General features: G+C 57.7%; 10 protein-coding genes. 7 read left to right on the top strand and 3 right to left on the bottom strand.

Features of this window, described 5'->3' with window-relative positions:
- Positions 1-29: 29 nt before the first annotated feature.
- The 5 genes from nrdI to ABUK73_RS15225 all read left to right on the top strand — a co-directional run bounded on the left by nrdI (position 30) and on the right by ABUK73_RS15225 (position 5,226).
- Positions 30-428 carry a class Ib ribonucleoside-diphosphate reductase assembly flavoprotein NrdI gene (gene nrdI, locus ABUK73_RS15205; RefSeq protein WP_353578022.1) on the top strand — a complete coding sequence of 133 codons (399 nt, stop codon included), beginning with the start codon at positions 30-32 and terminating at the stop codon, positions 426-428.
- On the top strand, positions 416-2,590 hold the full coding sequence (nrdE, locus tag ABUK73_RS15210; RefSeq protein WP_454892380.1) for a class 1b ribonucleoside-diphosphate reductase subunit alpha: 2,175 nt from the start codon (positions 416-418) through the stop codon (positions 2,588-2,590). The genes nrdI and nrdE overlap by 13 nt, the downstream gene beginning before the upstream one ends.
- Positions 2,591-2,607: 17 nt before the next feature.
- Positions 2,608-3,582: a class 1b ribonucleoside-diphosphate reductase subunit beta gene (nrdF, locus tag ABUK73_RS15215; RefSeq protein WP_353578023.1), complete on the top strand. Its 975-nt coding sequence runs from the start codon at positions 2,608-2,610 to the stop codon at positions 3,580-3,582.
- 408 nt (positions 3,583-3,990) lie between these two features.
- Positions 3,991-4,443, top strand: coding sequence for a hypothetical protein (locus ABUK73_RS15220; RefSeq protein ID WP_353578024.1), 453 nt, complete (start codon positions 3,991-3,993; stop codon positions 4,441-4,443).
- A 297-nt stretch (positions 4,444-4,740) separates the two neighbouring features.
- Complete coding sequence (locus ABUK73_RS15225) at positions 4,741-5,226, top strand: dual specificity protein phosphatase family protein (protein WP_454892381.1); 486 nt, start codon at positions 4,741-4,743, stop codon at positions 5,224-5,226.
- 148 nt (positions 5,227-5,374) lie between these two features.
- Here the strand turns inward: ABUK73_RS15225 and ABUK73_RS15230 are convergent, their stop codons facing one another.
- Positions 5,375-6,622, bottom strand: a complete 1,248-nt coding sequence (locus tag ABUK73_RS15230) for an AGE family epimerase/isomerase (protein WP_353578025.1) — start codon at positions 6,620-6,622, stop codon at positions 5,375-5,377.
- A gap of 192 nt (positions 6,623-6,814) precedes the next feature.
- On the opposite strand from ABUK73_RS15230, the gene metH reads away from it, so the two are divergent.
- Both metH and ABUK73_RS15240 read left to right on the top strand, forming a co-directional pair.
- Positions 6,815-10,588 (top strand): methionine synthase, encoded by a 3,774-nt coding sequence (gene metH, locus ABUK73_RS15235; RefSeq protein WP_353578026.1) that lies wholly within the window; start codon positions 6,815-6,817, stop codon positions 10,586-10,588.
- 228 nt (positions 10,589-10,816) lie between these two features.
- Positions 10,817-11,089: a hypothetical protein gene (locus ABUK73_RS15240; protein ID WP_353578027.1), complete on the top strand. Its 273-nt coding sequence runs from the start codon at positions 10,817-10,819 to the stop codon at positions 11,087-11,089.
- A gap of 33 nt (positions 11,090-11,122) precedes the next feature.
- Here the strand turns inward: ABUK73_RS15240 and ABUK73_RS15245 are convergent, their stop codons facing one another.
- Both ABUK73_RS15245 and ABUK73_RS15250 read right to left on the bottom strand, forming a co-directional pair.
- Entirely contained in the window at positions 11,123-11,899 is a 777-nt protein-coding gene (locus tag ABUK73_RS15245) for an AAA family ATPase (protein WP_353578028.1), read from the bottom strand.
- Positions 11,900-11,921: 22 nt separating this feature from the next.
- On the bottom strand, positions 11,922-12,965 hold the full coding sequence (locus ABUK73_RS15250) for a zinc-dependent alcohol dehydrogenase family protein (RefSeq protein ID WP_353578029.1): 1,044 nt from the start codon (positions 12,963-12,965) through the stop codon (positions 11,922-11,924).
- Positions 12,966-13,314 lie beyond the last annotated feature (349 nt).

Consider the following 13,314-nt stretch of genomic DNA (forward strand, 5'->3'; position numbering starts at 1 on the left):
CGTGCAGCGTTCAGCCAGCCGGGGATGTGATGGGCCTGATCGTTTATTATTCCAGCCGTTCGGAAAATACCCATCGCTTTGTCGAAAAGCTGGGTGTGCGGGCTTTGCGTCTGCCGCTTTCGGCAGATGAGGACGCGCCCGAGGTGGACGGGCCTTACGTGCTGCTGACGCCCACCTATGGCGGCGGAGGGCTGAAGGGGGCGGTGCCCAAGCCCGTGATTCATTTTCTCAACAGTGTTGCCAACCGCAGTCTCATCCATGGCGTCATCGCCGCGGGTAACACGAATTTCGGCGCGGCCTTCGCCTCGGCGGGAGACATCGTATCGCGCAAATGCGCGGTGCCGTTTCTCTATCGCTTCGAGCTTCTAGGCACGCCCGAAGATGTCGCCAATGTCAAACATGGATTGGAACGATTTTGGATACGTTGACCACCATCTCCCCCAAGCCCTCGCAGGGTCATGCGGTGAAATCCACTGAACCGACGCTGGATTACCACGCGTTGAACGCCATGCTGAATCTCTATGATGAGGATGGGCACATTCAGTTCGAAAAGGACCGCATGGCGGCCCGGCAGTATTTTCTGCAACATGTGAACCAGAATACGGTGTTCTTCCATAACCTGCGGGAAAAGCTCGATTATCTGGTCAGTGAGGGATATTACGAGCAACAGGTGCTCGATCAGTATTCCTTCAACTTCGTGCGTGATCTCTTCGATTACGCCTATGCGAAGAAGTTTCGCTTCCCGACCTTCCTCGGCGCGTTCAAATATTACACCAGCTACACGCTGAAAACCTTTGACGGAAAACGCTATCTGGAGCGCTACGAAGACCGCATCTGCATGGTGGCGTTTACGCTGGCGCAGGGCAACGAGCAGCTGGCGCGCGATCTTGTGGACGAGATCATTTCCGGGCGTTTCCAGCCCGCGACGCCGACCTTCCTCAATGCGGGCAAGAAGCAGCGCGGCGAACTCGTGTCGTGCTTCCTGCTGCGGGTGGAAGACAATATGGAATCCATCTCGCGTGGCATCAATTCTGCCTTGCAGCTCTCCAAGCGCGGCGGCGGTGTGGCGCTGTCGCTTACCAATATTCGCGAGGCCGGTGCGCCGATCAAGCAGATCGAAAACCAGTCTTCCGGCATCATTCCGGTCATGAAGCTGCTGGAAGATGCGTTTTCCTACGCCAACCAACTGGGCGCGCGTCAGGGGGCAGGGGCAGTCTATCTCAACGCCCACCACCCGGATATCATGCGTTTTCTGGATACCAAGCGCGAGAATGCGGATGAGAAAATCCGCATCAAGACATTGTCGCTCGGCGTGGTCATTCCCGATATCACCTTCGAACTCGCGAAGAACAACGAGGATATGTACCTCTTTTCGCCGTACGATATCGAACGCGTCTATGGCGTGCCTTTTACCGAAATCTCGGTCACCGAAAAATACCGCGAGATGGTGGCCGACAGCCGCATTCACAAGAAGAAGATCAAGGCCCGTGATTTCTTTCAGGTGATTGCGGAGATACAGTTCGAAAGCGGTTATCCCTACATCATGTTCGAAGACACGGTGAACCGGGCCAACCCGATTGCCGGACGTATTTCCATGAGCAATCTATGCTCGGAAATCCTGCAGGTCAGCGAAGCCAGCACCTACAATGAAGACCTGTCCTATGACCAGATGGGCAAGGACATCTCCTGCAATCTCGGTTCGCTGAACATCGCCTCCACCATGGATTCGCAGAATTTTGGCAAGACCATCGAAACCTCCATCCGGGCGCTGACTGCGGTCTCTGACATGAGCCACATTTCCTCCGTTCCCTCGGTGGAAAAGGGCAATGACGACAGCCACGCCATTGGGCTTGGCCAGATGAACCTGCACGGCTATCTGGCCCGCGAGCGGATTTATTACGGCTCGGAAGAAGGCGTCGATTTCACCAATATCTATTTCTATACGGTCGCTTATCACGCCATTCGTGCGTCTAACCGGCTGGCGGTGGAGCGTGGCCAGAGCTTCAAGGGGTTCGAGAACTCCAAATATGCGTCCGGCGATTATTTCGAGAAATATGTGACGCAGGAATGGAAGCCTGCGACGGCACGCGTGGCAGAACTGTTCGAAAAGGCTGGCATCGCCATCCCGACGCAGGAAGATTGGAAGGCCCTGAAACAGGCCGTGATGGAGGGCGGCCTTTATAACCAGAACCTTCAGGCCGTGCCGCCCACAGGCTCCATTTCCTACATCAACCACTCGACCTCTTCGATCCATCCCATTGTTTCGAAAATCGAAATCCGCAAGGAAGGCAAGATCGGACGCGTCTATTATCCCGCCGCCTATCTCAGCAACGATAATCTCGAATATTATCAGGATGCCTATGAGATCGGGCCTGAAAAGATCATAGATACCTATGCTGCCGCCACGCAGCATGTGGATCAGGGCCTGTCGCTGACGTTGTTCTTCCGCGATACCGCCACCACCCGCGATATCAACCGCGCCCAGATCTATGCGTGGAAGAAGGGCATCAAGACCATCTACTACATCCGCCTTCGCCAGATGGCTTTGTCCGGCACGGAAGTGCAGGGCTGCGTATCCTGTACGCTGTGATCGACAAGGAAAAGACCATGAACATGCAAATCAAACCGATCAACCGTATCCGCGCCATCAACTGGAACCGTATGGAGGACGACAAGGATCTGGAGGTCTGGAACCGCCTGACATCGAATTTCTGGCTGCCGGAAAAGGTGCCGCTGTCCAACGATATCCAGTCCTGGGCTACGCTGAAGCCGGAAGAGCAGCAGCTGACCATCCGCGTTTTCACCGGGTTGACACTGCTTGATACGATCCAGAACGGTGTCGGCGCTATCAGGCTCATGGCGGATGCGACGACCCAGCATGAGGAGGCGGTGCTGTCCAACATCTCCTTCATGGAAGCCGTGCATGCGCGCTCCTATTCCTCCATCTTCTCCACGCTCTGCTCGACGCCCGATGTGGACGATGCTTATCGCTGGTCGGAGGAAAATGAGTTCTTGCAGCGCAAATCAGCGCTCATCATGCGCGAATATGATAGCGGCGATCCGCTGAAGAAAAAGATCGCCAGCGTCTTTCTCGAAAGCTTCCTGTTCTATTCCGGCTTCTACCTGCCGATGTTCTGGTCGAGCCGGGCCCGGCTCACCAACACCGCCGATCTCATCCGCCTCATCATCCGCGACGAGGCCGTGCATGGCTATTACATCGGCTATAAGTTCCAGCGCGCGCTGGAGCATCTGGACGAGACCCGCAAACAGGAGATCAAGGATTTCGCCTTCGACCTGCTGCTGGAGCTTTACGACAACGAGGCGAAATACACCGAAGCGCTGTATGACGGCGTCGGTCTGACCGAAGACGTCAAAAAATTCCTGCATTACAATGCCAACAAGGCGCTGATGAACCTCGGTTACGAAGCGCTTTTCCCGGCAGAAGCCTGCAAGGTCAACCCGGCCATTTTGTCTGCCCTATCCCCCAATGCAGACGAAAACCACGACTTCTTCTCTGGCTCCGGCTCATCCTATGTTATCGGCAAGGCGGTTGCCACGGAGGATGACGATTGGGATTTCTGATGCGTTGGGCGAGGGGCGGCGGTAAATTCGTCAATTTCCATAGGCGCTTAACGTGTAAGTGATTGCCCGCTCGCCTTGACATGGTGGTGGGTGGACATAGAGTTGTTGGAAGATAGAGCGGTAGATGACCATAGGCGTCAGCGCGCGTGGCTTACCCCCCTCTGTCCTGCCGGACATCTCCCCCTCAAGGGGGGAGATCGAATTGCGGCAAGCTTATCGCCCATCTCAAACCTTGCGGATAGAGCGGCGAGAGGACGTCTTGCTGATCTCCCCCCTTGAGGGGGAGATGTCCGGCAGGACAGAGGGGGGTAAGCCACACACGCTGACGCGCCTTATGACATCTCGCTCACTGCTGGGGAGGCATTCATTGACACATCACGCAAGTAACGACGCGGCCGGGGCCAATTCATGATTGTTGGCATTGTACTGACCGCAGCCTTGCTGCTGTTTCTGATCGCCTATCCGAAGCATCTGAAGCCCGTCGTCATCGGTCTGGCCGTCGTCTGGGCGGCCACGGCGGCGTGGGTTTTGTTCGATTGGCTGCGCACGGGTGAGCGGCTGGAGGCGATCATTGCTACGGCGTCGTTCGATCCGTCCTGCACGGAGGCCAGCGCCCCCATTCGCATCACCTTTCAAAACACCAACAATGTTCCGGTGCGGCGGCTGACCTATACGCTGGAAGGTTTCGAAGCGGCGTTTCGCGCTTCCGTTTCCTTCGATCCCTATCAGGTCAGCGAGCGTCGGCTGGAGGCGCATGAGAGCTATGCCGCATGCCGCCCGTTCCGTTTGCGCAACAATGAAAATGTCGATCCGAAGAATCTCGAATGGCGCGTCACCATCAATTCGGCGGAGTTCGAATAGCGCGCTGACGATGCTGTAGCGGATTTTCTCACGATTTTTTGAAGCCGAATATTGGTGCCGGAAAATCTGCTAATAAGAGCCAGTCCTTAACGCTTGTAGCGTGACTACGGCTGCGCCGCGTTAACCCGCCCAGACCGGCCTGCAACCTTGAGGGGCTTGTATGTGACTGGCGGCGATGTCATCTGCCGGGCAATTCTTGAATTGCTCCAGAAGGTCTGCATTTTGGTTTCCCTGTCCAAGGTTTTGAAAATAGCCGTGCTTTGCTTTGTCGCGGTTCCCGCATCGGTCGGCGCACATATGGGCATCAACCAGCTGACCGGAAACTTCCATGAAGTGCTGCCGGGAGAACTCTACCGCTCGGCCCAGCCAAGCGGTGCGGATGTGGCGAAATACGCGCATCAATTCGGCATCAAGACCATCATCAATTTGCGCGATGAGAACCCGAAAGGGTGGTACGACGACGAGAAGTCCGCGGCCAATGCCAATGGCGTCAGCCTCATCGATTTCCCGCTGAGTTCCAGCAAGGAATTGCCCCAAGCCCGCGCCGAAGAACTGGTGCGCATCATGAAGGATGCGCCAAAGCCTATCCTCATCCACTGCGAACACGGCGCGAACCGCACCGGGCTTGCCTCGGCCATCTACGTCGGCGCGGTCGCCAAGAAAAGCGAAAGCGCTGCCGAGTTTCAGCTGTCTCCCTATTACGGCCATGTGCCGATCAAGGGCGTCGGTCGTTACGAGATGTATCAGTCCTGGGATGATTTCGAGGAAACGCTGGGGTTTTGACGCAGGGCTGAACCACGATGTTCGTCATCCTCGTGCTTGTCCCGAGGATCTAACAACGTTTGATGTTGGGGTTCGTTAGACCCTCGGGACAAGCCCGAGGGTGACGGCGGAGAAGTGAGTGGCTTCTCCTGCCAATTTGATGGGCGTGCTAAAACCGCCCGCCCTTATCCGAAATCACCTTCGTCAAGCTGCCATCCGCTGGAAATAGCGGGATAAGGCAGGCTTGCAGCGCGTGGTAGATGTCGCCCTTGCCGGGGAAGATGGTGTTGGCGGGTGTGAGGTTTTCCGTCAGCTCCTCATGCCAGCCACCGTTCTGATGGTCGAGGAAGCTCGTGGCGATGGTGCTCCAGATGCGGCGGTAGCTGTCTTCGTAGAACTCGTCGGCGGGCAGATGCTCGTTGAGGAAGTGGGCCGCACCTGCCGCCTCGCACATCGGCCACCAGAGCTTCTCGCGCTTGGCGGGCACATTGTCCCAGCCCAGCGTATAGAAGAAGCCGCCCTTTTCACGGTCCCAGCCCAGAGACATGGACTGCACGAACAGCGATTTTGCCGCCGTCGGCATCCAGTCATGCTTTCGCTCGCCCAGCACCCAGAGCTGAAGAATGAGGCGCGCCCATTCCAGCCAGTGGCCGGGGGTGGAGCCGGAAGGGCGAAACATTTCGTTGCCGCGATAGTCCTTGTCCAGAACCCAGTTTGCATCGAAATGCTCCGGCACGCGGAAGTCCAGAGCACCGGCGGCGCGGCGAATGACCAGATCGGCAATGCGCTCAGCCTTCGTCAGATAGGCCTTGTCGCCGGTCACTTCGAAAGCTGCCATCAGCGCTTCGGTCAGATGCATGTTGGAGTTCTGGCCGCGATAGTTCTCGATGGGAGACCAGTCGCGGTAGAATTCCTCGTTGATGGCGCCGTGCTGCTCTTCCCAGAATTTCGTGTTCAAAACCTCGGTAATATCCGCCAGCATCTGGTCTGCCAGCGGGTGTCCCACGGCCTTTGCCGAGGAGGCGGCGAGAAGCACGAAGGCGTGGCCGTAACCCTGCTTGCTGGCATCGACAGGGCCGTCCTCATTCACCTGCCAGAAGTAGCCGCCATGCTCTGTATCGCGGTGGTGGTTCCACAAATAGGTCATGCCGTGGTCGATGACATCGCCGCAACCGGGGCGGCCCAGCAGATGGCCGATGGAGAAGCAGTGCACCATGCGCGCCGACATGTGAATGCCACGCACCGGGTTGTCCGGCTGCAACGGCGCGCCCTGCCGATCGAGATCGAAAAAGCCACCCTTGGGATTGATGGCGCGGTACTGGAAGAAGTCGAACAGACCCTCGGCCTGCTTGACCAGCCATTGCCGGTGCCAGGGCAGGGTGCTCCAATTGGTTTTCGGGTGTTCCGCCTCGGTCATCTCTTCCTCCTCGTGATATGCCTGTTGCGATTGTCTATATCTTTAGGACGTAACGGTGTCATCCATAACGGAAATTTCGTACCCTTGAGGTAGAACGCAATAGTATCGCCGTGAATCGACCATATATTGACATAAAGATATCTTTATGTGACTGAGATATTGCAAATCAGCAAGAGAATGAGGAGTGTGCCGATGTTGGAAGATCTGTTTGGTCCTGTAGGGGGCAAAAGAGACGGCGCGGAAATCCTGAAGGCGCTGCGTCAGGCGGCACAGGAGCGTATCCTTGTTCTCGATGGTGCCATGGGCACGCAGATTCAGGGGCTTGGTTTCAACGAAGACCATTTCCGTGGTGATCGCTTCATCGGCTGCGCCTGTCATCAGCAGGGCAACAATGACCTTCTCATTCTGACCCAGCCTGATGCTATCGAGGAAATCCATTATCGCTACGCCATGGCGGGTGCAGATATTCTGGAAACCAACACGTTTTCCTCCACGCGCATTGCGCAGGCGGATTACGAGATGGAAGGTGCCGTCTATGACATGAACCGCGAAGGCGCGTTCATCGTGCGTCGCGCTGCCCTACGTGCGGAGCGGGAAGACGGTCGCCGTCGTTTCGTGGCCGGTGCCATTGGCCCCACCAACCGCACGGCCTCTATTTCTCCAGACGTCAACAATCCCGGCTACCGCGCCGTCAGCTTCGATGATCTGCGCATTGCCTATGGCGAGCAGATCGACGGCCTGATCGATGGCGGTGCCGATCTCATTCTCATCGAAACCATTTTCGATACGCTGAACGCCAAGGCCGCGATCTTTGCCTGCGAAGAGCGCTTCGCCGCCAAGGGCATTCATCTGCCGGTGATGATCTCGGGCACGATCACAGACCTTTCCGGCCGCACGCTCTCGGGCCAGACGCCATCTGCCTTCTGGAATTCCGTTCGCCACGCCAACCCCTTCACAATCGGCCTGAACTGCGCGCTGGGTGCCAGCGCCATGCGTCCGCATTTGCAGGAATTGTCCGAGGTTGCCGACACCTTCATCTGCGCCTATCCCAACGCGGGCCTGCCGAACGAATTCGGCCAGTATGACGAAACACCCGAAATGATGGCGGCACAGGTCGAGGAATTCGCCCGCGAAGGCCTCGTCAACGTGGTTGGCGGTTGCTGCGGCTCGACCCCGGAGCATATTCGCGCGATTGCCGAAGCCGTTGCAAAATATCCGCCGCGCAAGGTGCCGGAACATCGCTCCTTCATGTCGCTGTCTGGCCTCGAACCCTTCGTGCTGACCAAGGACATTCCCTTCGTCAACGTCGGCGAGCGCACCAACGTCACCGGTTCTGCCAAGTTCCGCAAGCTCATCACCGCTGGCGACTATACGGCGGCTCTCGCTGTCGCCCGTGATCAGGTGGAAAACGGCGCGCAGATCATCGACATCAACATGGATGAAGGCCTGATCGACAGCCAGAAGGCCATGGTCGAATTCCTCAACCTCATCGCTGCCGAGCCGGATATCGCCCGCGTGCCTGTCATGATCGACAGTTCCAAGTGGGAGATCATCGAGGCTGGCCTTAAATGCGTTCAGGGTAAGTCCATCGTCAACTCCATCTCGCTGAAGGAAGGCGAGGACAAGTTTCTGGAGCAGGCGCGTCTGGTGCGCCATTACGGTGCCGCCGTCGTCGTCATGGCCTTTGACGAGGTGGGGCAGGCCGACACTTACGAGCGCAAGGTGGAAATCTGCACCCGCGCCTATAAGCTGCTGACCGAAAAAGCGGGCATTCTTCCCGAAGATATCATCTTCGACCCCAACGTCTTTGCGGTTGCCACCGGTATCGAGGAGCACAATAATTACGGCGTCGATTTCATCAACGCCACCAAGACCATCCGCGAAACCATGCCGCTGGTGCATATTTCCGGCGGTGTTTCCAACCTGTCCTTCTCCTTCCGTGGCAATGAGCCGGTGCGCGAAGCCATGCACGCCGTGTTCCTCTACCATGCCATTCAGGTTGGCATGGATATGGGCATCGTCAATGCCGGTCAGCTGGCAGTTTACGAAAGCATCGACCCGGAACTGCGCGAAGCCTGCGAAGACGTGGTGCTGAACCGCCGCGCTGATGGCACCGAACGGCTGCTGGAAGTGGCGGAAAAGTTCCGGGGCGGTCCGGGCCGCGAAGCCAAGGTGCAGGATCTCGCCTGGCGTGAATGGCCGGTGGAAAAGCGTCTGGAACACGCACTGGTCAACGGCATCACCGATTACATCGATGCCGATACGGAAGAGGCGCGCCAGAGTGCTGCCCGTCCGCTGCATGTCATCGAGGGTCCGCTGATGGCGGGCATGAATGTGGTCGGCGATCTGTTCGGTTCCGGCAAGATGTTCCTGCCGCAGGTGGTCAAGTCCGCCCGCGTGATGAAGCAGGCCGTGGCCGTGCTTCTGCCGTACATGGAAGAAGAGAAGCGCCTCAATGGCGGTGATCAGCGCAAGGCCGCCGGCAAGGTGCTGATGGCGACCGTGAAGGGCGACGTGCACGATATCGGCAAGAACATTGTCGGCGTCGTTCTCGCCTGCAACAATTACGAGATCATCGATCTCGGCGTCATGGTGCCCGCCACCAAGATTCTGGAAACGGCGATTGCCGAGAAGGTCGATGTCATCGGCCTATCCGGCCTCATTACCCCGTCGCTGGATGAAATGGTGCATGTTGCCGCTGAAATGGAGCGTCAGGGTTTCGACATTCCGCTGCTCATCGGTGGTGCCACGACCAGCCGCGTCCATACGGCGGTCAAAATCCATCCACGCTATGAGAAGGGTCAGGCTATCTACGTGACCGATGCCTCGCGCGCCGTGGGTGTCGTGTCTGCTCTGCTGTCGGAAGATCAGAAGCCAGCCTATATCGATGGCATCCGCGCCGAATATGCCAAGGTGGCCGAAGCTCACGCTCGCAACGAGCGGGAAAAGCTGCGTCTGCCTTTGTCGCGCGCTCGCGCCAATGCCCATAAGGTGGACTGGACGGCCTACCAGCCGGTCAAACCGCAGTTCCTGGGCACCAAGACCTTCGAAGCCTATGATCTGGAAGAGCTTGCCAAGTACATCGACTGGACACCGTTCTTCCAGACATGGGAGATGAAGGGTCGCTACCCCGCCATTCTTCAAGACGAGAAGCAGGGCGAGGCAGCACGTCAGCTCTTTGCCGATGCGCAGGCCATGTTGAAGCAGATCATCGACGAGCAGTGGTTCCGCCCGCGCGCCGTCATAGGCTTCTGGCCTGCCAATGCGGTGGGCGACGATATCCGTCTGTTTACGGATGAGAGCCGGAAGGAAGACCTCGCCACCTTCTTCACGCTTCGCCAACAACTGTCCAAGCGCGATGGCCGCCCCAATGTGGCGCTGTCGGATTTCGTCATGCCGCAGGACACTGGCGTCACCGATTATGTCGGCGGCTTTGTTGTCACGGCGGGCATCGAGGAAGTGGCGATTGCCGAACGTTTCGAGCGGGCCAATGACGATTACTCCTCCATCCTCGTCAAGGCGCTGGCCGACCGTTTCGCCGAAGCCTTTGCCGAACGCATGCATGAGCGTGTGCGCAAGGAGTTCTGGGGCTATGCGGCTGACGAGAGCTTCGGCCCTGATGATCTGATCGGTGAGGCCTATGCGGGCATTCGCCCAGCCCCGGGCTATCCGGCCCAGCCCGACCACACCGAAAAGGAAACCCTATTCCGCCTGCTGGATGCGACGGAAGAAACGGGCGTGGTGCTGACCGAAAGCTATGCCATGTGGCCCGGCTCTTCCGTGTCCGGCATCTACATCGGTCACCCGGAAAGCTACTATTTCGGCGTTGCCAAGGTGGAGCGTGATCAGGTGCAGGACTATGCCCAGCGCAAGGGCATGGCGCTGGAAGAAGTCGAACGCTGGCTCGGCCCTGTCCTCAACTATGTCCCGACCGAGGCCGAAAAAGAGGTGGAGACCGCCGCCTGATAATTCGATTCAGGTGGTTGTGGGCCTGATTCCGAAGTCGGCTCTTAAGTATTGATTTTACATAGAAAAAGCGCGGATCGTTCCGCGCTTTTTGCTGTTTTGGCGCTACGCATTGCCGTGCGTATCCGCCAGAAGGCACAATTGTTGATAACGCCTTTATATAATATTAGACTATTTGAATGTATTCAAAGGTTGTGACTTCCATTGGTGTCCTCATTGGAGATTAACGTGCAGCAGCTTTCTTCTCTCTTGCTGGTCTTCATCACCCTCACGATCCTCAGCGCCCATGTCGTGACCGGTGCCGCAAGCGATGGCAAATGGGGCGAGGGCGTCGCCGCCCTCATCATTGGCCCGCTCGTCTTCTTTTTCGTGGCCCACACCGTACTGTATATCGGCGCCCGGCTGGTCCGCGGTAGGGATGGGGTGGCGTCTTACACGGCCAGCAAGATCAATCGAATTTCGGCGCTGATGACGATTTTAGCGGTTATGGCTGCGGCTTGATATCGGTCTAGCAGCCGGAAAGCTGCTGATTGACTAGTCGTCCAGAAACTTGGTGGGGCGGTCGAGGAAGCGCCGCAAAAACTGAATATTGTCGAGTTCGTCGTAAAGCTTCTCTGTAATGCCATCCTCGCTGAAGGAGTAGATCGTCGCTTCCGGTATCGCCAGCAACACCGGCGAATGGGTCGCGATGATCAATTGTGCACCATTATCGGCCGCCTGCCGGATGATGGTGGCAAGCGTCAGTTGCTTCAGCGGTGAAAGAGGACTTTCCGGTTCATCGAGGAAATAGAGACCCGCACCGTGTAGTCTCTCCTCCAAAATATCCAGAAACCCTTCGCCATGGGAGCGCTGATCGAGAGGGTTGTTTCTGACGATGCTGCCGAAGGTATCAGGTGTTTCCTCGGGGAGGGGGTCGCCTTCCTGTAACGCTTTGTCCCGATAATACCTGAAGTCATCGAGCTTTTCTTCGTTCAGGCGACGCACATATCCCAGCACATCCTCGGATCGCATGAACATGCGCACCTTGGGATATTTCTTTCTGGCAAAGTAAAGTGCACCCGCCAGCTTTTCCGCATGTTGAAGATAGATGTCGCCCGCCACCTGGCCATGTGTGCCGATGGAATAGGCCTTCATGCCAGCCGCAATCGCTTCCAGCAGGGTGGATTTGCCGGAGCCATTATCTCCGGCAAAGAAGGTGATCGGCGTTTTTAATTCCAGACGTTCAAGGCCTTTGAGGGCCGGAACGGAGAAGGGGTATTCCGCGGCGGTATCGAAAGCGTCTTTTGCTGTGATGCTGTCGAGATAGAGCATGCGGTTTCCTGTTTGTTAGGCCTCACTCGAACCGGTCGATGATGCTGATGCCGCTATCCCTAAAACTGTTCATTTCGGGCAGGGCGGTCACTGCGTCGGAAAGCGAGATGTGCCGCCCGATCAGCTTTTCCGGCGAAAGCTTGCCCGACCTGATCATCGCCAGCATATCATCATAACGCCAGGCCTGCATGCCGTGGCTGCCATAGATTTCCAGCTCATGCGCAATGACGCGCGCCATCGGTATCTGTGGCATGGAATGGTCGGCCAGCATCAGGCCCACCTGCACATGGCGTCCGCGACGGCGCAGATTGGTGATGGAGTTGCAGCAGGTTTGCGGGTGGCCCAGCGCATCAACGGAGACATGCGCGCCGCCGCCGGTGATGTCACGTACGGCTTCGGCCACGTCAGCCACTTCGCGGCTGTTGATCGTCGCGGTCGCGCCCAGTTCTTTCGCCAGCGCCAACTTGTCTTCGGCAATGTCGATGGCGACCACCTGTGCGCCCAGCCCCGCACCGATCATGATGGCGGAGAGGCCGACGCCGCCGCAGCCATGCACCGCCAACCACTCGCCACCCTTCAGCCGACCCTGATCGACAACAGCGCGAAACGAGGTGGCAAAGCGGCAACCGAGGCTGGCGGCGGTATCGAAGCCCATCTCATCGGGCATATGCACGAGGTTCTGGTCGGCGTAGTCGATGGCGACATATTCCGCGTAGGAGCCCCAATGGGTAAAGCCCGGCTGGAACTGCGTTTCGCAAACCTGCTGGTTGCCGGAGCGGCACTCCTGGCAATGGCCGCAGCCGGAGACGAACGGCACCGTGACGCGGTCACCGACCTTGAAGCGCATAACGTTCTTGCCCACGGCGGAAATCACGCCCGCGAATTCATGGCCCGGTACATGCGGCAAGCGGATGTCGGTGTCATGGCCCATCCAGCCATGCCAGTCGCTGCGGCACAGACCTGTCGCCTTGACCGATATCACCACGCCGCCCGGCGTCGGCTCCGGGTCCGGCAGATTGGCGATGAGGGGTGCTTCGCCGAAGCGTTCGTAGAACAATGCGCGCATGCGTTTTCTCCTGAGATGACCGTTTTTAGCCCGATCACCCAGTCAGAAACAGTGCGCCAGCCTGCTACAATCATCAAATCTTCTGATGCAAATTTCAGCGTGATGCGCTCACCGATGGCCGGTGGTGGCTCTCCTGATACCGTCGTCACTATACCGTTGGAGTGAAAATCGGGATGTCTTTTTGGAGAGGACGGTCTGTCCTTGGCGCGTTGAAATACAGCGGGTGACAGTGGGTGTGGCTTACCCCCCTCTGCCCTGCCGGGCATCTCCCCCACAAGGAGGGAGATCGGATGGGAGCGCACTCCCAGCCTCTACCGCGACGTCAGAGATAATCGAGCGATAACCACGA

Source organism: Agrobacterium vacciniicorymbosi, assembly GCF_040427045.1.
Taxonomy (GTDB): Bacteria; Pseudomonadota; Alphaproteobacteria; order Rhizobiales; family Rhizobiaceae; genus Agrobacterium.